Origin of the sequence: Nocardiopsis akebiae, assembly GCF_018316795.1 — a bacterium.
Classification (GTDB): domain Bacteria; phylum Actinomycetota; class Actinomycetes; order Streptosporangiales; family Streptosporangiaceae; genus Nocardiopsis; species Nocardiopsis dassonvillei.
Window position 1 is genome coordinate 4,321,628 of sequence record NZ_CP074132.1, and the last position, 23,160, is coordinate 4,344,787.

Below are 23,160 nucleotides of genomic sequence, written 5' to 3' on the forward strand. Positions count from 1 at the left end.
CGGGCAACCTAGCCGACACTCCCGACAGACGGCGTGCTCGGACCGCACCGGCCGCGGGGGCGGACGCGGGCCACGCGCTCAGAGGGGGCGGCGGCCCTGGACCGAGTAGATCGCGCAGGAGCTGGCCCGGAAGGACGGGTCCGCCAGGAGCGCGCGTACCCGGGCGAGCCGCTCGTCGCTCATCCCCTCGCGCACGAAGGCGTCGCGCAGGTGGCGGGTGTGGTGCGCGATCAGGTGCACGCCAGGGGAGTCGGCGTCCCACAGCTCCAGCCGGGGCCGGGGGTCGATGTCCACCAGACCCGCGCCGCGCATCGCTTCTGCGGCGTTGCGCCCCCAGGCCGGGTCGGCCCCGGCGCGGAGCATCAGCCTGGTCTTGGCCTCCTGGAACTCCTCGTAGAGCTTCTGGGACTCGGAGTCGGGCATGAGCAGCGCCGGGCCGTAGGTGATGTCGAACTCGTCGAGCTGGAGCACGCCGCCGGGCTTGAGCGCGCGCACCAGGCGGTCCAGGACCGCGATCCGCTCCGGGATGTGCAGCAGGACCAGCCGGGAGTGGACGAGGTCGAAGGCGGCCTCGGGCAGCGGGTCGCGGACCACGTCGTGGCGGAGGACCTCCAGGCCCTCGACGGCGGGGACGCGCTCGGGCTTGATGTCGGTGGCCAGTACGCTCCCGCCCGGGGAGACCCGGTCGGCCAGCCAGAGCGCGACGCTGCCGCCCCCGGCGCCCACCTCCAGGCAGTCCCACCCCGGCCCGACACCGGTCTGCTCCAGGCGTTCGGTGGTCACGGGGTCGTAGGCGGCGGCCAGGAAGCGGTGCTGGTCGAAGGCGTGCTCGCTGTGGTTGTCGAAGACGTAGCGCTGGTCCTCGGCGGTGTCGGTCACCGGTCTCTCCTCGGGGGTCGGTCGGGTCGGTCGGATCGTCGGGGCAGGTCGGGCCGATCCGGCCGTTCGGACTACGGGGTCTGACGGGGCGCGACCGCCCTCGGCCACGGCCCGGTCCGGCGGCCGGTGCGCGCCGACGGCCTCGGCGGCGACGCGGGTCAGGGTGGCCGTGCACACCTTCCCGGTCGGGCCGAGCGGCAGTTCGGGCAGCACGACCACGTGCTCGGGCAGCGCGCGCACGTCCAGTCCGCGTTCGTCGCGCAGGAAGGCGATGAGCTCCTTCGCGGAGGGCGCGGCGGCCCCCTCCGCGGGGGACACGCAGGCGCACACCCGCTCGCCCAGGTCGGGGTCGGGGACGGGGACGCAGTGGGCCTCCGCGAGGGCGGGGTGGGCGCCGAGTTCGCGCTCCACCTCGGCCGGGAAGATGTTGACGCCGCCCCGGATCACCGTCCGGCGCAGGCGGTCCACCACCCGCAGCGCGCCGTCGGGGTCCAGGCGGCCCAGGTCGCCGGTGCGCACCCACCCGCCCGGGGCCCGCCGCTCGGCGTCCAGCTCGGGCGCGGCGACGCGGCACAGCGGCGTCATCGGTCCCAGGGCCCAGATCTCGCCGGTCTCCCCCCGGGGAACCGGGCGCCCCCGGGGGTCGCGGATGCTCACCTCGGCCACGTCGGGGGCGGGGTCTCCGGCCAGGCCGGGTTCCCACGGCTCCGGGCGGCGGGCGGTGTGGCAGTTGACCCCGTCGGTGGAGCCGTAGACGTTGACCACGGGCCGCCCGAAGCGGGCGGCGCAGGCGTCGTGGACCTCCCGGTGCAGCGGGGCGCCGCTGGCCACCACCGCGAGCAGGGACGAGGTGTCGGCCCGCTCGGGCAGCGAGGCGATCCGCCGCAGCATGGTGGGCACGCCGATCAGGTGGGTGGGGCGGTGCAGCTCGATCGCGCGCAGCGCGGCGGCCGGGTCGAAGCGGGGCAGGACCACCAGGGTCGCGCCGAGCCCGGCCAGGGTCACCGGCACCCCGCAGGAGCCGAAGGAGGAGGCCAGCGAGACCAGGACCAGGTTGCGCATGGGGCCGGGTCCGGTGTGCAGCGCCGCGACGTAGTTGGCCCGGCCGCCCGCCATGGCGTTGTGGCTGTAGGCGACCATGCCGGGTTCGCCCTCCGAGCCGGAGGAGACCAGGACGCGGGCCGGGGACTCGGGGTCGGGCCGGGCGGGGCGCCAGTCCCGCAGCGTCCCGGCGTCGGGCCGGTCCAGGCTGCGCGTCCCGGGGCGGGCCGGGCCGAACGCCCACGTCCGGCGCAGGGTCGGCGGCGGGTCCTCGCGGCGGATCTGTCGGGCTCGATCCGGGGTGGTGACGAGGTCGGCGGCCCGGGAACGGGCCAGCAGGCCGCGCACGTCGGCCGGGGACCGGCCGTCGGGTACGGGCAGCGCGACCGCGCCGACGGCGGCGACGGCGAGTTCGGCCACGACGGCCTCGCGCCCGTTGGGCAGCAGGACGCCGACGACGTCGCGCTCCCCCGTCCCCCCTGCGGCCAGCGCGGCGGCGGCGCGGCGCACGGCGGCGTCCAGCCCGGCGTAGTCGAGCGTGCCGCGGTCATCGACGACGGCGTCGCGTCCGGGGTGGGCGAGCGCGCGCTCGTGGAAGAGGGTGTACAGGTCCTGGCCCGGGCACCAGCCGCGTGCGGTCCACCGCGCGCGCAGGTCGTCCGGGACCAGGTCGCGCAGTTCCAGGCCGTTGGAGGAGGTCCAGGTCACCGGTTCTCCGCGGGCGTGTGGGCGGCCACGTCGCCGTCCGGAGACGTCGACGGTGTGGCGCGCGGGATGTCCGGTCCGGTGGTCCTGACGCTGGCGCCGTCGCGGGGACCGGCGGTGACGCCGGGAGCGGGTTCGTTCCGGACGTACGCGCCCCGGCGCGCGGCTCCGGCACGCGGGCCCGTCTCGGCTCCCGGGGCGTCGGCGGCGGACGCGAAGCTCCACGGGGCGCGGACGCAGGAAGCGCCGCCGACCGTGTCGAAGGCCGTCGCGAACGCCGGTGCGGCGGCCATCGCCGCCAGGTCCTCCACGAGCACGGGACCGCTCCGCCCGCCGGGAGAGGGGGCACTCCGCTCCCCCTCTCCGGTCGCGGTGCCGCGTCCGGCTCGGCGCAGCAGCCGGGCCGCGTCCGACAGGGCGGTCCGGGCGCGGACCCCGGCGCCGGTGCGGGCGCGCAGCAGCAGCGCGGCCACCGCCCCCTCGGCCGCGAGGATTCCGCCGAGCACGTCGGTGAGGGTGAGCAGGGACGGCGCGGGCTCCTGCCCGGGTCCGGCCAGGAGGTCGGCCACCCCGCCGTGCGCCTGGACCAGGTAGTCGGTGGCCAGCGCGCCGGGTTCGGGGGCCCGGCCGCCCCACCCGTCGGCGTGTACGTGGACCAGGCCGGGGGCGGGGCCGACGAGGTCCTCGGGGCCCAGGCCGAACCCCTCGGCGCGCCCGGGAGGCCAGTTGTAGAGCAGGACGTCGGCCGTGGCGGCCAGGTCACGGGCGCCCCGGCGCCCGGTCGCGGTCTTGAGGTCGGTCTCGACCGCGCCCTTGCCCCGGTTCAGGGCCAGGAACCGGGCGGAGCTGTCCCCCGCCAGCGGCGCCACCCCGCGCATGGGGTCGCCGCCCGGGGGTTCGATCCGCACGACCTCGGCGCCGAGCATGGCCAGCAGCAGCCCGGCCAGCGGGCCCTGCACGCGGTTGGTGGCCTCCACCACCCGCAGTCCGGCCAGGGGGGCGACGGCGTCGGGACCGAGCCGCTCCAGAGGGGCGGCCGGGGCCCCGGCGGCGTCCCGCGCGCGCAGCCGCCACTCCGAGGCCGGGTCGGGTTCCCGGGCGTCCCGGACGGCGCGGACGAGGGCCAGGCTCATGCCCGCGTCGCGGGCGGCCAGGCGGACCCGGGCGAGGTCCACGGCCGCGATCGCGGCGGGCAGCTCGGGCGGCAGCGGGCACACCGCGGTGGCGAAGCGCCTCTGGAAGGGCGGCCACCCGGCGGCGATCGCGGCCGGGGCGGCGCCCAGGCCGGTCCAGAACCGCAGCCAGACCTCGGCGTCCAGGGTCTCGATCTCGAAGCGCGCTCCGTCGGCGGAGCGGAAGGGCGGGACGGTTCCGGGCACGGCGGCACCGCGGCCGCCACCGGCGCCGGCTCCTCCCGCGTCGAGCGCGGACGCGCCCGCAGAAGCCCCCCGACCCGGGGCGGTGGCCGCGGCGACGTAGGGTCCAGCCGCGAGCAGGGCGGCCTGGGCCGCGGAGACCGACGCCGAGAGCGCCGGGCCGCCGCGCGCCAGGGCGAGCGCGCAGGCCGCCACCGCCTGGGCGGCCAGCACCCCGGCGCACACCGACGCGTAGTCCACCCCCAGGAACCGGGGCGCCCCATGGGCCCGGCCGTGCAGGTGCGCCAGCCCGCAGGCGGCCTGGACGTCGCGCTCCCCCGCCAGGGGCTCCGCGACCGGGCCGGACCAGCCGATGGCGCAGCCGACCGGTACCGGCAGCACCCTGGTTCCCCCTCCGCCGGAGCCGTTCCCGCCCGGGCCCCACTCGTCCGGAACGGCTACAAGGCCGATCCACCCGGCCGGCGCCTGCGGTGGCAGGGGTCCCTCGGCGCGCGAGACGGCGCAGCCGAGCGCCTCCAGGCGCGCCGCCGCGATGCGCAGCGCGACCGAGCCGCCCACCGCTCGCGCGGCGGCACCGGTCAGCGGGAACGGGGCCGCGTCCACCGGCGCGGCGGTCACGTCCACTTACCCGTTCCGCAGGTGTCGGGGCGCAGGCCCAAGTGCTCGCGCAGCACGGAGCGGCGGACCTTGCCGGTGCCGGTGCGCGGCAGCTCGTCCCAGGTCAGCACCACCGGGTCGGCGAGTTCGGGCAGGTCGGCGACGGCGCCGCGCCAGGCCACGGTGTCCAGGCCCCCGCTCTCGGTGGCCACCACCGGCACCGGGGGCCCGTCCGGAACGCTCAGGACGACGCACTCCAGCACCTCGGGCAGGCGGTCGTCCACGACGTCCTCCACCTCCAGGCATCCGCCCTCGCGCAGGGCGTCCACCTCGCGGTCCACCAACCGCAGCGCGCCGGTGCGGCTGAGGACGCCGATGTCGCCGGTGTTCCACCACTCGCCCACCAGCTTGGACCGCCACCGGCCCTCCTCGCCGACGTAGCCCAGGCACAGGGCCTCGGTGCGGCAGAAGATCAGGCCGGGCGTACCGGCCGGTACGGGGAGCGTGGTGTGCGGGTCGACCGCGCGCAGTTTGGTGCGGGTGGGGATGGCGCGGCCCAGGTGGCGGGTGGTCGGGTGGCGCTCGTTCTCCGCGGCCATCGCCCTCCGGGTGAGGAACCGGAAGGTCAGCGGCCCGGTCTCGCTCTGGCCCCAGCCCTGCATCCACACCGGGCGCCGGTGGCGGGTGGCGCCCAGGAAGGCGCGCACGGTCGGCGGGTGCACGGCGTCGAAGGTGCTGACGTAGAGCCGCACCCGGTCGAACGGGGCGTCCTCCCGCTCCGCCCGGTTCTGCCAGCGCGCGAAGACCGCGGGCGCGGCCTCCAGGGTGGTGGGGCGGTGCCGCTCCAGCAGCGGCCCGGCCTCGGCCCAGTCGGCGCCGGTGACCACGGAGAGCCCGCCCGGGGACAGCCACAGCACGCTGGCGGTCCAGGCGAGCGCGCGCCCGTGCGCGAAGGAGTACGCGCCGGTCACCGTGTCGTCGGGGCGACTGCTCAGCACGGGCCAGCGGTGCGCCTCGAACCCGGCCAGGCGGCGCATGATCGTGCGGGTGGAGTGCGGGACCAGCTTGGGCACGCCCGTAGTGCCGGATGTGTGCATGATCGCCAGGGGCGCGTCCAGGTGCGGCCTGCGCGGCGGCGGTGCCTCGGCGCCGCGCACGTCGTCCAGGCGCAGGACGCTCCCGGCCGGACCCCCTCCCCCGACGGGGACCCCGTCCCCGGCCGGACCCGCGCCCCCTGTCGGGCCGTCGATGACCAGGGTGCGGGCCGCGTGCACGGCGGGGTCGGCCCCCGCCTCCCGGGACGCGGCGAGCAGGGCGGCGTCGGTGACCAGCAGCGCCGGGTCCAGCCGCTTGAGCAGGACCTCCAGCGCGTCCGGCTCCAGGTGCGCCGACAGCGACGCGGGCACCGCGCCCAGCCGGGCCGCGGCGCAGTTGAGAAGTACGTAGTCCCAGTGGTTGCGCTTGGCGATCGCGACGCGGTCGCCGGGCCGCACACCGGCCGCCGCGAGCCACCCGGCCGCCTCGCGCACCAGTTCGGCCACCCGGGGCACGTCCAGCTCGGTGCCCAGCCCGGGGGCGGTGTCCAGCGGCCTGCTCAGGTGCACGGCGGTCGTGGAGCCGCGCTCGACCAGGTCGTCGAAGAGTGTGCCCAGGTGCAGGGGCTTGGTGAACAGCGTCATCGTCGTCGGTCCTCACTGGAGGCGGGAACGGGGGGCTGGGCCGCGGGGGCCAGGAAGGCCAGGATCCGCGCGGCGGCCGTGGCCCCGGATGAGACCGCGCCCTCGCTGCACGGGCGCAGCGAGATCCAGTCCCCGGCGTAGTCCACGGCCGCGGGCGGGCGGACGGCGAAGGCGGCGCGCTCGCGCAGCGCGCGCGGCCCGGCGGCGGGCAGGCCGTGGCGGAAGCGGTGCACGCGCACGGCCTCCACGTGCCGGGACAGGCCGGGCAGCAGGAGTTCGGCGCGGGCGGTGAGCCGCTCGGCCACCAGCGCGTCGGAGGCGTCCAGGAGTTGGGCCGCGCCGCTCGGCGAGGCGACCAGGGAGACCAGGCCCCGGCCGGACGACACCCGGCCGGGGTGCTTGTTGTGGTCGGCGGTGACCACGTTGAGCAGCGGGTCCTCCGGGGCGGGCACCAGGGTGGCGAAGCCGCCGCGCGCCCCGGCCGGTTCCATCGGGCGGTCCAGGACCAGGGAGACGCGGAGCATGGGCGCGTACTCGCAGGCCTCCAGGTAGGCGCGCTCGACGCCGGTCGCGCCGGGGTGGAGCACGGCCGCGAGCGGGGCGGGCACGGCCAGCACGGCCGCGCGGGCGGTGACCGTGCCCGCCGGGGACTCCAGCCCGACCCCGTCGGGGCCCGCGGAAACGCCGGTCACCGGGTGGCCGGTGACCACGTCGAGCCGGTCTGCCAGGACCCGCGCGAGGGTGTCCATGCCGTCGCGGTAGGTACGCCAGCGGGCGCTGCTGCCCGCGGAGACCAGGTGCGCCGCGAAGGGGGCGGCGGCCGTGTGCTCGGGGTCCCAGCCGAAGAACCCGGCGGCCAGGGCGCCGAGCAGCCGGTACCGCAGCTCCGGGTGGTAGGGGCGGAGCAGTTCGGCCAGGGTGCGCGCGCCCAGCGGGGAGCGCTCGGGGTGTTCGGGGTCCAGGCCGAGGCGGGCCAGATGGGTCTGGAGGCGCAGCAGATCGGCCCGCGCGCGCGGGGACAGCCCGGCGCCGGTGAGCAGGCCCAGGGGGCGGCCCACGTGCGGTCGGGCCCGGCCCCCGCGCCAGGACGCCAGGGCGCCGCGGACGCGGGGCACCGCGCCGCGGTCGGCGTCCAGGCCGACCTCGCGGATCAGCTTCCAGGTGGCCGGGTAGGCCTTCGCCGGGGGCAGCATCTCCGCGCCGGTGTCGATGAGGCAGCCGTGCTCGCGCAGGGTGCGCATGCGTCCGCCCACGGCCTCGGCGGCCTCCAGGACGCGGACCGAGCGGCCCGCGCGGGCCAGCGCGTGGGCGGTGGCCAGTCCGGCGGGGCCGGCTCCGACCACGGCGACGTCGAGCACCTCGCTCATACGGCGCCTCCCAGGAGCACGGGGGCCAGCAGGTGGGCGGCGATGAGCAGGACCACGGTGACCCGGTGGGTGTGGATGGCCAGGCGGCGGGCGCGCAGGATGTCGTTCTGGACGAACCCGATGAAGAGCTGGGCCAGCCGCATCAGGAAGACGGGGGCCAGGACGATCGGGAACCACCACGGGGAGACCCCGGCCAGGGTGGAGCCGCTGATGAGCAGGCTCTCCGCCGCGGTCGCCGCGATGATGAAGGCGGTGTTGAGGCGCCTGGGCACCATCGCGGCCACGGTGATCCGCCCTGCGGCGCGGTCGCCCGCGGCGTCGTTGGTGTTGGAGTACAGGCCGAAGAGCATCGGACCGAAGCCGAACAGCAGGGCCTGGACCACGACGAAGCCGTTCAGCTCGCCGGTGAGCAGCCCGTAGGGCACCAGGACCCAGCCCACGCCCAGGCCGATGAGGAAGACCTCCTGGAAGCCCCGGTAGCTGATCTTGAGGCCCCAGGAGTACTGGACCGAGGCGACCACGCACAGGGCGGCCAGGGCGACCGCCCAGGCGGGCTGGTGCGGGGCGACCAGGACGACCAGACCCCAGAGCAGGGCGCTCACCGCGGTCGCCGCCCAGGCGAAGCGCAGCGCCTGCGGTTCGGTGAGCGTCCCGGCGACCAGGGGTTTGCGGGCCAGCCGGCGGCGGGCCGCGTCCGAGCCGTAGTTGGCCGCGTCGCTGCCGTCGCGGTAGCCGGTGACGTCGTCGAAGGCGACCATGGCGGCCACCACGGCCACCTCGGCGAGCAGGATGAGCAGGAGCAGCCCCAGCGTGCCCGGCTCCCAGCGCAGCGCGGGCGCGAGCATGGCCAGTACCAGGGGCAGGCCGATGTAGTAGTCGTAGATGTCGAGCTTGGCCAGCCGGGCGTAGGCGGCCGGGGTGCCCCGGGGCGGCGCTGCTGAGGGCGCCGGTCCGGCGGGGGGCGCGGCGGTGTGGTCGGTCATCTGGTTCTCCTGGAACGGTCAGCGAACGCGCACACGGTGTCGGCGATGCGCTCCACCTGGGCGTCGTCCAGGTGCGGGTACAGCGGCAGGGAGATGTTGCGCCGGGCCGCCGACTCCGCGTTGGGCCAGCGGGCCCCGGCCCGGGCGTACGGGGCGAACGCGGGCTGGGCGGGCAGGGCGCGCGGGTAGTACACGTGGGTGTCGATCCCGTGCGCGGACAGGTGGACGCGCAGGTCGTCGCGTTCCTCGGCCAGGAGCGTGTAGACGTAGTGGCAGCGCCCGTCGCCGCCCGTGGGCGGCGCCGTGATCCCGGCTCCGGCCAGTTGCGCGAACCGGCTGGAGTAGTAGGTGGAGATGTCGGCCCGGCGGGCGAGCCGGTCCTCCAGCCTGCTCAGCCGGTGCAGCTGGAACTCGGCCATCACCTCGTCGAAGCGGCTGTTGAGGCCGATCCGGTGGTGCAGGAAGCGGTGCGTGCCGTCCTGGCCGTGGTTGCGCAGCATCCGCACCCGCACGGCGAGTTCGGCGTCCGCGGTGACCACCACGCCGCCCTCGCCGGGCATGCCGAAGGTCTTGACCTGGACGAAGGAGTAGACCCCGGCGTCGCCCCACAGCCCGGCGGGGCGGCCGCCGAGGGTTCCGCCCTGCGCCAGCGCCGAGTCCTCGACCAGGCGCAGCCCGTACTGGTCGGCCAGGTCCCGGAACCGGGGCATGGCGGCCATCATGGAGAACAGGTGCGCGGGCATGACCGCGCGGGTGCGCGCGGTGAGGGCGGCCTCGGCGGCGTCCGGGTCCAGGGTCAGGGAGACCGGGTCGATGTCGGCGAAGACCGGGCTCGCGCCGCGTTCGACGACGGTGCTGGCCAGCGGTGCGCAGCCGAAGGCCGGTACCACCACCTCGTCTCCGGGGCCGATCTCCATGGCGGCCAGGATCAGGGTGAGCGCGGAGGTCCCGCTGGAGCAGGCGACGACGTCGGCGGCGGCGAGGCGGTCGCGCAGCTGGCGTTCGAGGCGGGCGGTGCCCTCGCCGAGGATGAACTTCTGCGCGCCGCCGGTGCCGGTGGCGTGGACGGCCTCCAGCAGGACGTCGCGGTCGGCGTCGAAAAGGTCGGGGGCGAAGAAGGGGATGCGCTGCCCGGTCGCCGTGGTCATCGGTGCCTCCGAACGCAGAAGTCCTCGATCTCCTCGCAGACACGGTCCGCCTGGGCGTCGGTCAGGTCGGGGTAGAGCGGCAGGGCCACCGCAGCCTCGCAGGCCGCCTCGGCGCGCGGGAAGTCGCCGGGCGCGTGTCCCAGGCGGGTGAAGCAGGGCTGCAGGTGCAGCGGGATCGGGTAGTAGGTCTCGGTGCCGATCCCGGCCCCGGCCAGGTGGGCGACGAGGGCGTCGCGGTCGTCGGCCTCGACGAGGTGGACGTAGACGACGCGGTCGCCGCCGGGGTGGGGCGCGACGGCGCCGGGCACGGCGCGTATCCCGGGCAGGTCGCGCAGGCGGGCGTCGTAGCGCGCGGACAGCTCGGCCCGGCGGGCGATGTCGGCGTCGAGCCGGGAGAGCTTGGCCAGCAGCACGGCGGCCTGGACGTCGTCCATCTTGCTGTTGCAGCCCGCGACGACCGTCGGGTTGGCGATGCCGGGGAAGTCGTCCAGGGTCCGCCCGGAGCGGCCGTGGTGGCGCAGTGCCCGCGCGGTCTCGGCCACGCCGTCGTCGTCGGTGAGCAGCGCGCCCGCGTCGCCGATGGCGCCGAGGGTCTTGGAGGGGAAGAAGGACAGCACTCCGCCGGTGCCGAGCAGTCCGGCGTGCACGCCGCGCAGCCGCATGCCGATGGCCTCGGCGCTGTCCTCCAGCACCGTCAGGCCGCGGCGCCGGGCGACCTCGCGCACGCCCTCCACGTCGGCCAGGCGGTCGAACAGGTGGACCGGCATGACCATCCGGGTGCGGGAGGTGGCCACCGCGTCCACCGAGGCCGGGTCGATGCCGTACCCGTGCTCCTCGATGTCGGCGAAGACCGGTACGCCCCCGGCGAGGACGACGGAGCTGGCGGTGGCGACGAAGGAGTAGGCGGGGACGATCACCTCGTCGCCGGGGCGCAGCCCGGCGGCGCGCAGCAGGATGACGAGGGCGTCGGTTCCGGAGTTGACGCCGACCACGTGCCGGGCGCCGGTCCAGCGGGCCAGGGCGTCCTCGAACTCGGCGACCACGGCCCCGTGCGAGAACTTGCCCCGGTCCATGACCCGGAGGCAGTTGTCGCGGATGCGCGGCCACAGTTCCGCGAAGCTCCGGGACTGGTCGAAGAAGGGGACGGGGAGGCGTGTTCTGCCGGGGGGCGCCGCCTCGGGGGGTTCGAGCGTTCTCTTCAACTTCTCCACGTTTCTACGCTGCGGGAGGGGGCGGACGACGGCCGGGGCGGCGGGCCGCGGCCGGGTCGGGGCTCAGCCGCCGAGGAGGGGGATGTCGTTGCGGCCGAGGTGGTAGTCGCGGACCGCGTCGACCAGTTCGGAGGCGGAGAGCGTGCCGCTGCCGTCGGTGTCGAGTTCGTCGAAGACGCGGTCGGAGTCCCGCGCGCTGACGCCGACGGCGTCGAGCCACTGGCGCATCTCGCTCCGGCTGATCTCGCCGTCGCCGTCGGTGTCGAGCACGTCCATGGTGGCCTGGAGCGTCGGCCGGGCGATCTCGGCGAAGCCGTCCTCGCTGCCGACCATCTCGCGCCCGGCGACCTCCGTGAACTGGTCGCGGCTCATCCGGTCGGTGCCCGCTGCCGCCGCCAGGCGGTCGAACATGCCCAGGTAGGCGGCCTTGAGCGCGTCGCCCCGGGCGGTGCCCTCGGCGCCCAGCCGCGAGACGATGCCGTCGGCCTCGGCAGCGAGGTCCGAGCGCTCGATCACGCCGTTGCCGTCGACGTCCCAGAGGCGGAAACGCTCCTCCAGGCGGCTGGCGGTCTTGGTGGCGGTCGTCATGGGCTTTCCCTCACTTCTTCCGTGGAACAACAGAATCACGACGTCATACCGGCGTTCGAAAAGGGCATCCGAAATCGGACCCCGATCGATTTCAACGCCGGATGACACCCTTCCCGCACGCGACGGGGAAGACGGAACGCGAGGGCCGGGGCACTTCGCTTTCCCGCGTCCTCGCACCACGGAGGGGGGGTCGGGAAACGGTCCCGGCCGCGGCGGTCGACCGCGGCCGGAACGGGCGGGCTCAGCTTCCGAGGAGGGGGATGTCGTTGCGGCCGAGGTGGTAGTCGCGGACCGCGTCGACCAGCTCGGTGGTGGACAGCTTGCCGCTGCCGTCGGTGTCCATCTCGGCGAAGGCGCGGTCGGCCTCGGCGCCCTGGAGTCCGATGGCGGCGAACCACTTCTGCATCTCGGAGGGGCTGATCTCACCGTCGCCGCTCGTGTCCAGCACGTTGACGATGGCCTGGATGGTCGGCTGCACGACCGAGGCGAAGCCGGCGTCGCCCTTGCTGATGATCTCCTGCTCGGCGGCCTGGACGAACTGCTCCCGGCTCATCTCCTGGGTGCCGGCGGCGGCGGCCAGGTGGTCGAACATCGCCAGGTAGGCGGCCTTGAGCTCGTTGCCCTGGACGGTGCCCTCGGCCTCCAGGCGCGAGACGATGTCGTTGGCCTCGGTCTCGAAGTCCGAGCGCTCGATGGTCCCGTTGCCGTTGGCGTCCCAGAGGCGGAAGCGCTCTTCGAGGCGGCTGTTGGCCTTGGTGGCGGTCGTCATTTATTTTCCCTCTCGGTTCCCATGGAAAAACAGACGTACGATGCTCTCTCCGAGCACAGGAAAGGAATCTCCGGCCGAACCGGGCCGAACCTTCCCCACACCCAGAACATTAGCCTGCGAGAGTGCTACACAAAAGGGGTTCAGAAGAATCCATGGGCGCAATTGATTTTTTATATCGGACATTTTTCAGCAAATACCAGATTCTTCGGAAACCGTTTCGGCTGCCGGGTCGGCGCCGACCGGCTCCCCCTGGCGGAACACCAGACACTCGCCCGCGGCCAGCCCCAGGTCCCGCCCGGTCGGCAGCGGGTCGGCGTGGACGAGCACGTTGTAGTGGTTGGGCATGTGGCAGGCGTCGAAGCCGAGCACCGTCCCCACCCGGCGCGGGCCGATCCACACCTCGTCGCCCCGGTCCACCACCCCGGCGCCGGTGATCTCGGCGAAACCGAGGAAGCCCACCCGGTCGATCAGGGCCCCCTCGGCGGTCTCGGTGTGGTCGGTGGCGACCAGCTCGTGCACCTCCCCCGCGCGCACGCACCGGCTGGCGTGGGGTTCGAGCCGCATGCCCCGCTCGCTCCTGCGGTGCACCAGGACCTTGACCAGCGTCGCGGTGACGTCCCGTTTGGGACCGTCCTCACGGGGGTTCACCGCGCCTCCTCCCTCGTGGGCTCCGCGGCCTCCGCCAGGCGGTAGGCGTCCCCGACCAGCCGCAGCGCGGACGGCCCGCCCGGGTCCTCGACAACGCCGCCGCGCACCCGCCGCTCGAACTCGGCGAGCACGCCCACGTACTCGTGCCACAGGGAGTCCTTGAACCCGGGGTGGCCCTCCAGCATGTCCGCCGTGAGCACCGCCCCGTCGGCGGTGCGCACCTCGACGTCCTTGCGTTCGCCGGGGTGGGACCAGTCGAGCAGGACGCGTGCGCGCGCCCCCGCGGCGCGCAGCACGACCTCGGCCCGGCGGTCGGTGCCCGCGGCGTCGCGAGTGACGCGCGCCGACTCGGCCTCGGCCGGGCCGAGCAGCCACTCCACCAGGTCGAAGGCGTTGGGTCCGTTGTCGGCCACGCACCCGCCGCCGCAGCGGGCCGGGTCCAGGTACCAGGTGTCGGTCCCGGCGTGCTCCTCGATCAGCTCCAGGTAGCGCACGGTCAGCTCCTCCACCCTCCGTCCGGCCAGGTCCCGGCGCAGCCGCGCGAGCGCGGAGTTGTACCGGCGGTGGAAGGCGGTGAACAGCACCGTGTCCCGGTCGCGGGCGAGCCCGGCCAGCGCCTCCCCCTGGACGGCGTCCAGCGCGAGCGGCTTCTCCACGCACACGGCCACCCCGCGCCGCAGCGCGTCGGCGCAGACGGGGGCGTGGGCGTCGTTGGGCGCGGTGACCACCAGCGCGTCCAGCCCGGTCTCGTCGAGCATCCGGGCGTGGTCGGTGTAGCCCCGGGCCCCGACCGGGTGGGCGGCGAGCACACGGGGGTCGCGGTCGCACACCGCGACAAGGTCGAGGCCGGGCGCGGTGCGCAGGGCCTCCAGGTAGAAGCGGGAGATCACGCCGAGGCCGACCAGCCCGGTGCGCAGCGGGGCGCTCATCGCGTCTCCTCCCGCATCGCCTCAAGGGGCAGGCCGGTCCGGTCGGCCAGCTCCGCCAGCTCGGCGTACAGCTCCGCCTCCAGCGGAACGCCCGTCAGGCGCAGTTCCCGCGCCCGGTGGTACTCGTGCCAGCCCGGGTAGCGCACCGGCGCGTCCGGGTCGGTGGGCGGGCAGGCCAGCAGCGCGCCGAACAGCTCGCGCGCGTCGTCCTCGGTCCCCTGCCGCAGGGCGTCGGGCGCGATCGCGGCCACGAAAAAGCCGATGTCGTCGTCGCGTCCGCTCGGGCCGCCGTCCCCGTCCAGGGCGTCGGGGTGGGGGCCCGTCCCGGCTCCCGGGACCAGCGCGGAGAGCACCTCGACCATGAGTCCGAGGCCGAAGCCCTTGTAGCGTCCCGCGTCGCCGCCCAGCCACATCAGGTGCGCGCGCCCGGCGTCGAAGGCGCCGGGGTCGGTGACGGGCGCGCCGGTGTCGTCGCACAGCAGGCCCTCGGGCAGGGTGCGGCCCTCGCGGGCGGCCTGGCGGACCCGGCCGGTGGGCGCGGCCGTGGTGCTCATGTCGAGCAGGAACGGGGGGTGCTCCCCCGCCGGGGCGGCGACGCTGAGCGGGTTGGTGCCCAGCATGGCGACCGCGCCGCCGGGCGGACGGGCGATGCGCTGGCGTCCGCAGTTGCTGGCCACCAGGCCCACCATGCCGCGTTCGGCCGCGCGCAGCGCGTGGTACCCGGCGCAGCCCAGATGGGTGGCGCCGCGCACGGACACCAGTCCGATGCCGTGGCGCGCGGCGCGTTCGGCGGCCAGGTCCATGGCCTCGCCGGCCGCCCACAGGCCCAGGGCACGCCGGGAGTCCCAGAGCACGGCGGCACCGAGGTCGGCGAGGACGCGCGGCTCGGCGGCGGGATCGGCCCTGCCCTCGTCGAGGAGCGGCAGGTAGAGGCGGGTCAGGTTGGCCAGGCCGTGCGAGCGCGGACCGGCGAGGTCTCCGTGGCACAGGGCGCGCGCCGCCTCGGCCGCCCGGTCGGGGGGCAGGCCGCGGTCGGCGAACACCCCGGCGGCGAACGCGACCAGGTCGTCGTGGCGTACCCGCACGGCCTCGTGTTCCGGCGGGGCCTGGGTGGGGGCCGCGGTGGTCACCGGGCCTCCCGGGCGGGGTCGTGGTGTGCGCGCATGTCCTCGTCGCCTTCCTCGTGGGTGGTGTGGGGTTCTTCGTCGGTGTGCGGCTCTTGGGCCTCGTGCGGGTCGTCGGGCCCGGAGGCCCGACGGGGGATCCGGTCGGTGAAGGCGGCCAGGACGCGGGCGACCGCGTCGGCGAACCCGTCGAGCTCGTCGGCGCGCGCGAACTCGCCGTCGGCGTGCGCGTTGTTGGCGGCCAGGTCGCCGGGGCCCAGCACGGCGGTGCTGGCTCCGGCGACCCCGGACATCCAGATCGCGTCACAGGTGAAGGCGGGTTCGTCCGCGGGCCACGGGGCGATTCCGGCGCGGCGCAGCAGGGCGGGCGCCCAGGGGTCGCGGTCGTCCAGCGCGGGCAGGCCGCGCTTGGTCCACTCCAGTCGGGTGAGGGCGCGGGCGTCGGCGGCGGTGCGGGCGAACAGCGCGGTGTCGGCGAAGTCCTCGGTGAAGGCGTCCAGTCCCGCGTCGAGCGCGTCGGTCAGGGCGCGTTCCAGGGCGCGTCCGGCGGCGGCGTCTGCATAGGCGAGGTTGAGCAGCAGCGACCCGCTGCCGTAGACCCTGTTGTGCAGGGTGCCGGTGTGCAGCCCGGCCAGGCACACCGCGCCGGAGCGGGCGTGCGCGTCCAGGGCGCGGCCCAGGTGCCGGGCCAGGTGGCCCAGCAGGACGGAGGCGTTGTGCCCGGTGTGCGGGCGGTCGTCGATGGCGTCGTCCCCGCGGACCGAGATCCGGGCGGTCATCGCCGCGGTGCTGCGCGTGAGGAACCGCATCCGGGTGGGCTCGCAGAAGATGTTGAGGCGGCCGGTGTGACCGCGTTCGACCAGCGGCCGGGTGCCGAGGGTGCCCATGGCTCCGCCCTCCTCCCCCGCCACGGCCTGGATAAGCACCGCGACGTCGCGGCCGACGGCCGGGTCGCGTTCGCGGGCGGCCCGCGCCCCGGCCAGCAGCGCCACCGCGGGGCCCTTGGCGTCGATGGCGCCGCGCCCGTGGAAGCGTTCGCCGTCGAAGCCGACCGGCTGCTGCCCGGCGACCGTGTCCAGGTGCACGTTGAACATCACGGTGCGCTCGGCGGGCAGGTCGGGGCCCAGCCGCAGCACGAGGCTGGGCTGGCAGCCGAGGAACCCGGGGCGGGCCAGGGCCTCGCGGACCGGGGCCGGGACGTCCGGCCGGTCCATGTCGGCGGGGCGGGCCGGGGCGTGGCGCACGACGTCGAACCCGGATTCGGCGGCGGCGCGGGCGTAGAGGAGCTGGGCCTGGCGCAGCAGAGGCGGGGGCCCGTCGGGACCGGTCTCCAGCGGGCCCGCGGTGGGCAGTTCGAGCAGGCGCAGCAGCAGGTCGTGGTCGGCGGGGGTGAGCGCGGCGGTCATCGGACCCCCTCGGCGCGGCGGAGGCCGTCAGCGGTGCGGGCGGCCCCGGTCGCGGCGCGGAGGTCCGTGTCCCCGCCGTTGTGGGGGTCGTCCCCGGTGCGCCAGGTGCGGGCCAGGAGGTCCTCCAGGGCGCGCCCGTAGGCGGCGAAGGCGGGCCGGTCGCCGCGTCCGGGGTCGGCGCCCGAGGCCCGCAGGTGCGGGCGCAGGTGCAGGTGGGGCTCGATGGACAGCGTTCCGGTGTAGCCGTTGGCGGCCAGCAGCCGCAGGCACTCGGCGGTTCCGGCCTCCCCCTGACCGGGCAGGACGTAGTCGACGCCGCCGTCGGGCGCGGTGACGGCGTCCTTGACGTGCACGTGCGCGACGTGGTCGAGGAGGTGGCGCAGCATCTCCGGGGCCCGGTAGCCGTGGGCGACGCCGTTGCCGGTGTCGAACAGCAGCCGCAGGGCCGGGCTGTCCACCTCGGCCAGCAGTTCCAGGGCGCGGTCGGCGCGGTCCCCGGCCCAGCCCGCGCAGTTCTCGTGCACCAGCACCAGGCCCGCGTCCTCGGCCCGGCGGGCCAGTTCGCGCAGGCGGGCGCGGACGCGCCGCCCCCATTCGGCCTCGGGGAGCCCGTCGCGGGGGTAGGACATGACCCGGACCAGGCGGGTGCCCAGCGCCGCGCAGCGCCGGGCCAGGACGTCCAGTTCGGCCAGGTCGGGGGCGAAGTCGCCGGTGGCGGGCCTGGACCAGTCGGCGATGCGGGAGGCGACGGCGACCACGTCGGTCCCGGCCTCGCGGATCCGTCCGGCGGCGCGGTCGAAGGTCCGCTCGTCCAGGGCGGCCAGCGCGGTCCCGTCGACGGTGCGCAGTTCCAGGCGGTTCCAGCCGAGTTCGGCGAGGGCGGCGAGCTGTCCGTCGAGGTCGGGCGCCGCCTCGTCGCCGATCCCGGCGAGCGGCGGAGCGGTGCGTTCAGGCGCCGACGGCACTGCCCACCTCCTGCCTGCGGCCGGTGGCCGCGCACATCCGCTTGGCCTCGGTGAGCAGCCGGACCGCCTCGACCTGGACCGGGAGCGTGCCGGGGCCGCGGAAGGAGCGGGAGTAGCGGGCGTAGGCGGCGCGGAGGAAGGCGGGGAGGGCGTCGTCGGCGAAGACCGAGTGGGAGGCCCGGTGTCCGGTGGCGTCCACCGCCAGCTGGGCGGTGTGGTCGGCCGCGCTGCACGGGTAGTGGCCGGTGAGCACGGCGCGGTCGAACTCCAGCGCGATGCGGCGCTCGCGGACGGGGGAGGTCAGGTCCGAGTCGATCCGGCTGCGCACCCCGCCGTGGTGCGCGAGGTCGAGGCGGGCGCGGCCCAGTCCGGGCAGCCGGGTCTGCTCGGTGACCATGTCCTCCAGACGGGCCCCGGTGACGTGCGCTCCCCCGGCCAGGCTGATCACCACGGCCAGCGCGTGCGGGACCTCCACGTCGAAGGCGGTGGGGTGGCCCGGCGTCTGGGCGGTGCGGGTGAAGCGGGGCTTGTTCTGCAGGACCGTGATGGCGCGAAGGTCGCCGAAGACGCGGCCCCGCACCGCGGCGCGCAGGCGCCGCGTGAGCGCGCTGTCCAGCCACTGGGTGGTGACGGTCAGGTCCAGGTCCCAGCGCCGCCGCAGCCGGGCGACGGCGGCGAGCTCCACCAGGTCCGGGGCCAGCGGCTTCTCCACGACGACCATGCGGTAGCCGAGGCGGGCCAGGTGCTCCAGCGGGCCGGAGCGCAGGTGCGGCGGCGTGCACAGGTGGACCACGGTGCGCGGGGGCGGTGCGCAGCGGGCCGCCTCCTCCAGGGAGCCGGCCGTGAGGACCCCCTCGACGGGGCCCCGGAACGGGTCGAACCCCATCACCGGCCCCGGGGCGAACAGGGCGGGGGCCTGGGCCCGTGCCTTGGCCAGGGACGGCAGGTGCAGCCCTTCTCCCGATCTGCCCAGGCCGACGATGAGGGTGTGCAGCATAACGTACGGGCACCTTTCCCTTCTGCTTTCACGGAGGTGCGCTGCCGAATACCGGGGCGCGGCGGCCACACGCTTTCCGACCACACTGGGACATCGCACCGAAAGCGTCAAAGCAGAGAACAAGCCCCTGGGTCCGAAAACTCGGAAACGGACATGTTGCCGTCCGCACTGCGAGAAGGAAATGCGTACTTTCGTGGTGTTTTCTTCCCTGTGGCCGCGCCGCCGCCGGAACACCGTCCGGTCCCGCGTCCGCCGGAAGGGAGCCGCGGGACCGGTCGGGGTCAGGCCACCGAGAAGCTGAACAGCCCGCTGGGCGGAGCGTGCCAGCCGTGGTCCGGCGCGACCAGCACCGACGGCCCGAAGCAGGTCGTGCCGGCGTGCATGCGCACGTCCGCGTCGGTGAGGTTGACCAGCACGTGCGCGGTCTCGGGGAGCCTCTGGCAGGTGCCCGACGGGGGTTCGGGGTAGCGGCGCAGCTCCTCGAACTCGGTCGTGAAGACGACGACCTCACCGGTCGCGGCGTGGGCCGGAGCGGCGCCCGCCACGGACCCGCCCGCCGCGAACGCGAGTGCCGCCGCGGCGGACACGAGAGCCCTCATTGCGATTGCCTCCATTTTCGTTACGCACTTTTTCCGAAGGATCGGCCCGCGCATATCACCGATACGGCGAAGCCGCCCCGGACATCCTGGCCCGCCATCACCGCAAAGGCCAGGGCCGGTGCGGTCCAGCGGAAGGTTTCGGGCAGCCGCTACCCGGAGCCGAACCGGAGAGAAAGCACCAGGGGAGGAAAATACCGAAAAGAACGCTTTTCATGCCTTCGCTGATATATGCAACGCTCGCGACTTAGAGGGCGTCATCGAAGAAAAGGCGCGTTCTCCGGAAGGGAGCGAGTCCGGAACGGGCGTTTTCTCCGGGGTGCGCAGGGGATGCGAGAGGCGGGGAAGTCCCCCGTGACGGCGGATCAGGCGCGGGAACGGCTGCCCGGACTCTCCCCAGTCCCGCGGCGGGCGCGGCGGGCCGCGGACCCGCCGGAAGGGGAGAAGACCCGGTTTCCTGCGCGCACAAAAAGCCCGCCCCGAGGGGCGGGCCGCCGTGTCCCGTGGCACTCAGACCTTGCGGTACCTGGGCACCCAGGCGCCGTCCCGGACCTCGTAGTCGCCGAAGAGCGCCGGGGCCTCCTCCTGGAGGGTCCGGCCGATGAGGTGGAAGAGCAGGCGGATCTCCTCCTCCGCGCCGGGGGCGGTGCGCGCCTCAAGGGTGTGGCGCAGGGTGCGCACGTTGGCGGTCCACACCAGGCCGGTGGCCACGCCCTCGGGGGCGAAGCGGCGCATGAAGGAGGTCTTGTGCTTCTTCTCCGCGAACTTGACGCCCTCGTCGTCCAGGCCGAAGTGGTCGGCCATCCAGAGCTGGAACTCCTCCATCTGGCGGAGCATCGCGGTGGCGCGCTCCATCAGCTCGGGGTCCTCCTCGGCCCAGTCGGGGAACCAGAACGGCAGGTCGGACAGGCGCACGAAGCGCAGGGACTCCTGGGAGACGGCCACGCCCGGGCGGTGCCGGATCAGCTCGTGGGTGAGCACGCGCGAGACGTTGTGCAGGACGAAGCTGAAGCTGATGTGCTCCAGGACGGAGCCGTGCATGCTGGCCAGGATGTTGCCGAGGTAGGCGTCCTGGTCGGTGCGCACCCGGGTCACGTTGGGGTTCAGGCCCGGCTCCCAGGAGCGGTAGCACAGCCGACCGGCGAACTCGGCGAGGTTCTGGGGGTCGTTGAGGTGGGCGTCGAGCTCACCGCGGTCGAACCGCTCCAGCCACGCCTCCCCGCCGACCTCCTTGAGGTAGTCGGCGACGGCGTCGTAGTCCACCTGCGGACGCGCCACCAGACGGACCTGCGGCTCGACCCTCTTCACAGCATGCCTCCCGTTCGTGTTCCCGGCTCCCCGTGCGCACGCCTGAGCACCGCGGCCGACGGGCGGCGCGGAGGACGTGACGGGGGCGGGGGCTGACCAGCCCTCCCCGAGGGTACACGGGGTCGGCGGGGGTCGGCCGGGGACAGGGTGCGGGCCGGGCGCCCGCCGGGTGTCCCCGGTCGGGCGCCCGGCCCGCGATCGTTGCTGTGCGTGCTTCGTGGTCGTGCCGTCCCGCTGTGGAGATGAGGGGCAACCCGCTAGAAGCCGTAGAAGTAGCCGGGGGCCACGAAGAGCCCGACGACGATGGCGATGATGCCCCACAGGAGCTGCCCGCGCAGCACGCCGAGAACACCGGCGACGATGAGAATGATTCCGAGGATTGTCAGCAGAATACCCATACACCACCACTGTCCCGTAACGGGTTGACCAAACTTTTTGCTTGGATGTGATTTGGGAAAGGCGTCTTGGTGCAGGTGGGTGACCGCGCACCGGCTATCGCAGCACTCCCCGAAACGCCCGCGTGACCCTCCGCACACGCCCTCGGCGCGGGGGTCCGCGGCCCCCGGGCACCGTCTCCCCGGGGCGCCGCCGCGGCCCTCAGCCGCGGGCCAGGCGCAGGACCCGCGCCACGATGCCCTCGCCGACCGTCGCGGTGAGGATCGACTCGGGGTGGAACTGGACCGCGTACCACCGCGCGGCCGGGTCCTCCACGGCCATGACGACGGGCTCCTCGCCCGCCCCGCCCTCCAGGACGGCGGTGACCTCGAAGTGCTTGACCAGCTCGGGGAGGGTGTAGGTGGAGTGGTAGCGGGCGGCCGGGAAGGCGTCCGCCTCGCCCAGGCCGGTGAGGAGCCGCCCGCCGTGGACCCGCACGCGGCCCGGCTTGCCGTGCACCGGCTCGTCCAGGGTGCGCAGTTCCCCCCCGGCGTGCTCCACCATCCCTTGGAGGCCCAGGCACACCCCGAACACCGGCAGGCCGCGGACGGCGAGCGCGTCCAGCAGGGCCGACATCCCGAAGTCCCCGGGCAGGCCGGGTCCGGGCGAGAGCACGACCAGGTCGGGGGCGAGCCGGTCGAGCAGGGCCGGGTCGAACCCGTAGCGGACCGTGGTCACCTCGGAGCCGTGGCGGCGCACGTAGTCGGCGAGGGTGTTGACGAAGGAGTCCTCGTGGTCGACCAGGAGCACCCGCATGCCCTGCCCCGGGAGCGCGGCGGGCCCGGCCTCGGCCTCCCCGTCCGCACACGCCGGGGAGTCCCCCCGCTCACCCAGGGCGAGGGTCTCCAGCAGGGCCCGCGCCTTGAGGAGGGTCTCGCGCTCCTCGGCCTCGGGGTCGGAGTCGTAGAGCAGGGTGGCGCCCACGCGCACGGCGGCCACGCCGTCGCGGATGTGCGCGGTGCGCAGGGTCAGGCCGGTGTTCATGGAGCCGTCGAAGTTGAGCACGCCGACGGCGCCGCCGTACCAGCGGCGGGGGCTGGTCTCGTGCTGCTCGATGAACCGCATCGCCCAGGTCTTGGGCGCCCCGGTGACGGTGACCGCCCACATGTGGGTGAGGAAGGCGTCCAGCGCGTCGAAGTCGCGGCGCAGGGTGCCCTCGATGTGGTCCACGGTGTGGATCAGGCGCGAGTACATCTCGATCTGGCGGCGGCCGATCACGCGGACGCTGCCCGGCTCGCACACGCGCGACTTGTCGTTGCGGTCCACGTCCGTGCACATGGTGAGCTCGGACTTCTCCTTGACCGAGGAGAGCAGCTCCTGGATGTTCTCGGCGTCGCCCAGGGCGTCCTCGCCGCGGCGGATGGTGCCCGAGATGGGGCAGGTCTCCACCCGCTGGCCGGTGCCGGGCTCGCCGGTGACGCGGACGAACATCTCCGGGGAGGCGCCGACCAGGTACTCGCCCTCACCGAGGTTGAAGAAGAACTCGTAGGGGGCGGGGTTGCGCTCGCGCAGCAGCTCGTAGAAGCGGGCGGGCGAGGAGCAGCGGGCGTAGGTGCGGTGCCCGGGGACGACCTCGAACAGGTCGCCGCGCCGGAACTTCTCCTTGGCCTCGGCCACGACGCGGGCGTAGGAGCCGGGTTCGGGGCCCTCGGGCACCTCGGCGGCGACCACGGGCGGGGTGGGTTCGGTCTCGCGCGGCAGGCCGCGCGTGGTGGCCTCGGCGCGGTCTCCGTCGGCGGGGACGGTGAAGTCGTAGGTGTAGCGCACGCAGGTCTCGCGCTTGCGGTCGCGGACGATGACGGCGTCGGGCAGGTGCAGGACCAGGTCGCGGTCGCCGGGGTCGCGGTCGATGTGCTGCTCGATGGGCTCGAACTGGAAGGCCAGGTCGTAGCCGAAGGCGCCGTACAGGCCCAGGTTGGCGTCCTCGGGGCTGCGCAGGGCGGCCATGACGGCGCGCAGCGCGGTGAAGACGCTGGGGCGGCGGCTGCGCTCCTCCTCGGTGAAGAACTCCCCCGGGTCGGGTTCGGGGACGATGACGGCGACGCCGCCGTGCCGGAGGTCGGCAAGGGTGCTGTCGGGGTCGGGCAGGCCGACGGAGTACAGGGCCCCGGCCAGGACGGGCAGCAGGACTCGGCCGCGGGCGTTGAGGGCGGTGGCGGCGACGCGGCGCCCGCGCGTGGTGATCTCCAGGCACGGGTCGACGTAGCCCAGGTGCCAGCGGTCGTACCGGCCCGGGTACTCCATGCCGGAGGAGAGCACTCCGCCGCGGCGCAGCTCGACCGAGCGGACGAGCTCGGTGAGGATCTCGGGGTCGCAGGGGGTGGCGCTGCGGTGGACGGTGACGCCGCCCTCGGTGAGGTACGTGCTGGTCTGTGCGTCGCTGGGATTCACGGCCGGTCCTTTTGGCTG

The 23,160-nt window shown here is 75.0% G+C and carries 19 protein-coding genes; all 19 read right to left on the bottom strand.

Features of this window, described 5'->3' with window-relative positions; translation table 11 throughout:
* Positions 1-78: 78 nt before the first annotated feature.
* The 19 genes from KGD83_RS18550 to KGD83_RS18640 all read right to left on the bottom strand — a co-directional run bounded on the left by KGD83_RS18550 (position 79) and on the right by KGD83_RS18640 (position 23,142).
* Complete coding sequence (locus KGD83_RS18550; RefSeq protein ID WP_212640381.1) at positions 79-2,628, bottom strand: AMP-binding protein; 2,550 nt, start codon at positions 2,626-2,628, stop codon at positions 79-81.
* Entirely contained in the window at positions 2,625-4,625 is a 2,001-nt protein-coding gene (locus tag KGD83_RS18555; RefSeq protein WP_249351943.1) for a CoA transferase, read from the bottom strand. The genes KGD83_RS18550 and KGD83_RS18555 overlap by 4 nt, the downstream gene beginning before the upstream one ends.
* Positions 4,616-6,277, bottom strand: a complete 1,662-nt coding sequence (locus KGD83_RS18560) for a class I adenylate-forming enzyme family protein (RefSeq protein ID WP_212640382.1) — start codon at positions 6,275-6,277, stop codon at positions 4,616-4,618. The genes KGD83_RS18555 and KGD83_RS18560 overlap by 10 nt, the downstream gene beginning before the upstream one ends.
* A complete protein-coding gene (locus tag KGD83_RS18565) occupies positions 6,274-7,644 on the bottom strand; it encodes a protoporphyrinogen/coproporphyrinogen oxidase (RefSeq protein WP_212640383.1) in 1,371 nt (456 codons plus the stop codon). Before KGD83_RS18565 ends, KGD83_RS18560 begins: the two co-directional genes overlap by 4 nt.
* Positions 7,641-8,627 carry a UbiA family prenyltransferase gene (locus KGD83_RS18570; protein ID WP_212640384.1) on the bottom strand — a complete coding sequence of 329 codons (987 nt, stop codon included), beginning with the start codon at positions 8,625-8,627 and terminating at the stop codon, positions 7,641-7,643. The genes KGD83_RS18565 and KGD83_RS18570 overlap by 4 nt, the downstream gene beginning before the upstream one ends.
* Positions 8,624-9,775, bottom strand: coding sequence for a DegT/DnrJ/EryC1/StrS family aminotransferase (locus KGD83_RS18575; protein ID WP_212640385.1), 1,152 nt, complete (start codon positions 9,773-9,775; stop codon positions 8,624-8,626). The genes KGD83_RS18570 and KGD83_RS18575 overlap by 4 nt, the downstream gene beginning before the upstream one ends.
* Entirely contained in the window at positions 9,772-10,977 is a 1,206-nt protein-coding gene (locus tag KGD83_RS18580; RefSeq protein ID WP_212644495.1) for a DegT/DnrJ/EryC1/StrS family aminotransferase, read from the bottom strand. The genes KGD83_RS18575 and KGD83_RS18580 overlap by 4 nt, the downstream gene beginning before the upstream one ends.
* A 72-nt stretch (positions 10,978-11,049) precedes the next feature.
* Positions 11,050-11,574: an EF-hand domain-containing protein gene (locus KGD83_RS18585; protein WP_212640386.1), complete on the bottom strand. Its 525-nt coding sequence runs from the start codon at positions 11,572-11,574 to the stop codon at positions 11,050-11,052.
* A gap of 241 nt (positions 11,575-11,815) precedes the next feature.
* Complete coding sequence (locus KGD83_RS18590) at positions 11,816-12,343, bottom strand: EF-hand domain-containing protein (RefSeq protein ID WP_212640387.1); 528 nt, start codon at positions 12,341-12,343, stop codon at positions 11,816-11,818.
* Between the two features lie 186 nt (positions 12,344-12,529).
* A complete protein-coding gene (locus tag KGD83_RS18595; RefSeq protein WP_212640388.1) occupies positions 12,530-12,991 on the bottom strand; it encodes a DUF6917 domain-containing protein in 462 nt (153 codons plus the stop codon).
* Positions 12,988-13,920 (bottom strand): Gfo/Idh/MocA family protein, encoded by a 933-nt coding sequence (locus tag KGD83_RS18600; protein WP_212640389.1) that lies wholly within the window; start codon positions 13,918-13,920, stop codon positions 12,988-12,990. The genes KGD83_RS18595 and KGD83_RS18600 overlap by 4 nt, the downstream gene beginning before the upstream one ends.
* Complete coding sequence (locus tag KGD83_RS18605) at positions 13,917-15,050, bottom strand: Ldh family oxidoreductase (protein WP_212640390.1); 1,134 nt, start codon at positions 15,048-15,050, stop codon at positions 13,917-13,919. Before KGD83_RS18605 ends, KGD83_RS18600 begins: the two co-directional genes overlap by 4 nt.
* Positions 15,047-16,450, bottom strand: a complete 1,404-nt coding sequence (locus KGD83_RS18610) for a M20/M25/M40 family metallo-hydrolase (protein ID WP_212640391.1) — start codon at positions 16,448-16,450, stop codon at positions 15,047-15,049. Before KGD83_RS18610 ends, KGD83_RS18605 begins: the two co-directional genes overlap by 4 nt.
* Positions 16,447-17,415, bottom strand: a complete 969-nt coding sequence (locus KGD83_RS18615; RefSeq protein WP_212640392.1) for a sugar phosphate isomerase/epimerase family protein — start codon at positions 17,413-17,415, stop codon at positions 16,447-16,449. The genes KGD83_RS18610 and KGD83_RS18615 overlap by 4 nt, the downstream gene beginning before the upstream one ends.
* Positions 17,399-18,412 carry a Gfo/Idh/MocA family oxidoreductase gene (locus tag KGD83_RS18620; protein WP_212640393.1) on the bottom strand — a complete coding sequence of 338 codons (1,014 nt, stop codon included), beginning with the start codon at positions 18,410-18,412 and terminating at the stop codon, positions 17,399-17,401. Before KGD83_RS18620 ends, KGD83_RS18615 begins: the two co-directional genes overlap by 17 nt.
* Before the next feature lie 281 nt (positions 18,413-18,693).
* Positions 18,694-19,011 (bottom strand): hypothetical protein, encoded by a 318-nt coding sequence (locus KGD83_RS18625; protein ID WP_212640394.1) that lies wholly within the window; start codon positions 19,009-19,011, stop codon positions 18,694-18,696.
* Between the two features lie 507 nt (positions 19,012-19,518).
* A complete protein-coding gene (gene thyX / locus KGD83_RS18630) occupies positions 19,519-20,316 on the bottom strand; it encodes an FAD-dependent thymidylate synthase (RefSeq protein WP_212640395.1) in 798 nt (265 codons plus the stop codon).
* A gap of 257 nt (positions 20,317-20,573) precedes the next feature.
* Positions 20,574-20,714 (bottom strand): GPGG-motif small membrane protein, encoded by a 141-nt coding sequence (locus KGD83_RS18635; protein WP_013152479.1) that lies wholly within the window; start codon positions 20,712-20,714, stop codon positions 20,574-20,576.
* A gap of 199 nt (positions 20,715-20,913) precedes the next feature.
* Positions 20,914-23,142, bottom strand: a complete 2,229-nt coding sequence (locus KGD83_RS18640) for an anthranilate synthase component I (protein ID WP_212640396.1) — start codon at positions 23,140-23,142, stop codon at positions 20,914-20,916.
* Positions 23,143-23,160: the final 18 nt, after the last annotated feature.

Excerpts from the sequence above, each read along its gene's own strand:
- KGD83_RS18575 (WP_212640385.1), bottom strand. The coding sequence starts at position 9,775 with ATGACCACGGCGACCGGGCAGCGCATCCCCTTCTTCGCCCCCGACCTT.
- KGD83_RS18560 (WP_212640382.1), bottom strand. The coding sequence starts at position 6,277 with ATGACGCTGTTCACCAAGCCCCTGCACCTGGGCACACTCTTCGACGAC.
- KGD83_RS18635 (WP_013152479.1), bottom strand. The coding sequence starts at position 20,714 with ATGGGTATTCTGCTGACAATCCTCGGAATCATTCTCATCGTCGCCGGT.
- KGD83_RS18565 (WP_212640383.1), bottom strand. The coding sequence starts at position 7,644 with ATGAGCGAGGTGCTCGACGTCGCCGTGGTCGGAGCCGGCCCCGCCGGA.
- KGD83_RS18620 (WP_212640393.1), bottom strand. The coding sequence starts at position 18,412 with ATGCTGCACACCCTCATCGTCGGCCTGGGCAGATCGGGAGAAGGGCTG.
- KGD83_RS18610 (WP_212640391.1), bottom strand. The coding sequence starts at position 16,450 with ATGACCGCCGCGCTCACCCCCGCCGACCACGACCTGCTGCTGCGCCTG.
- KGD83_RS18625 (WP_212640394.1), bottom strand. The coding sequence starts at position 19,011 with ATGAGGGCTCTCGTGTCCGCCGCGGCGGCACTCGCGTTCGCGGCGGGC.
- KGD83_RS18570 (WP_212640384.1), bottom strand. The coding sequence starts at position 8,627 with ATGACCGACCACACCGCCGCGCCCCCCGCCGGACCGGCGCCCTCAGCA.
- KGD83_RS18600 (WP_212640389.1), bottom strand. The coding sequence starts at position 13,920 with ATGAGCGCCCCGCTGCGCACCGGGCTGGTCGGCCTCGGCGTGATCTCC.
- KGD83_RS18585 (WP_212640386.1), bottom strand. The coding sequence starts at position 11,574 with ATGACGACCGCCACCAAGACCGCCAGCCGCCTGGAGGAGCGTTTCCGC.
- KGD83_RS18590 (WP_212640387.1), bottom strand. The coding sequence starts at position 12,343 with ATGACGACCGCCACCAAGGCCAACAGCCGCCTCGAAGAGCGCTTCCGC.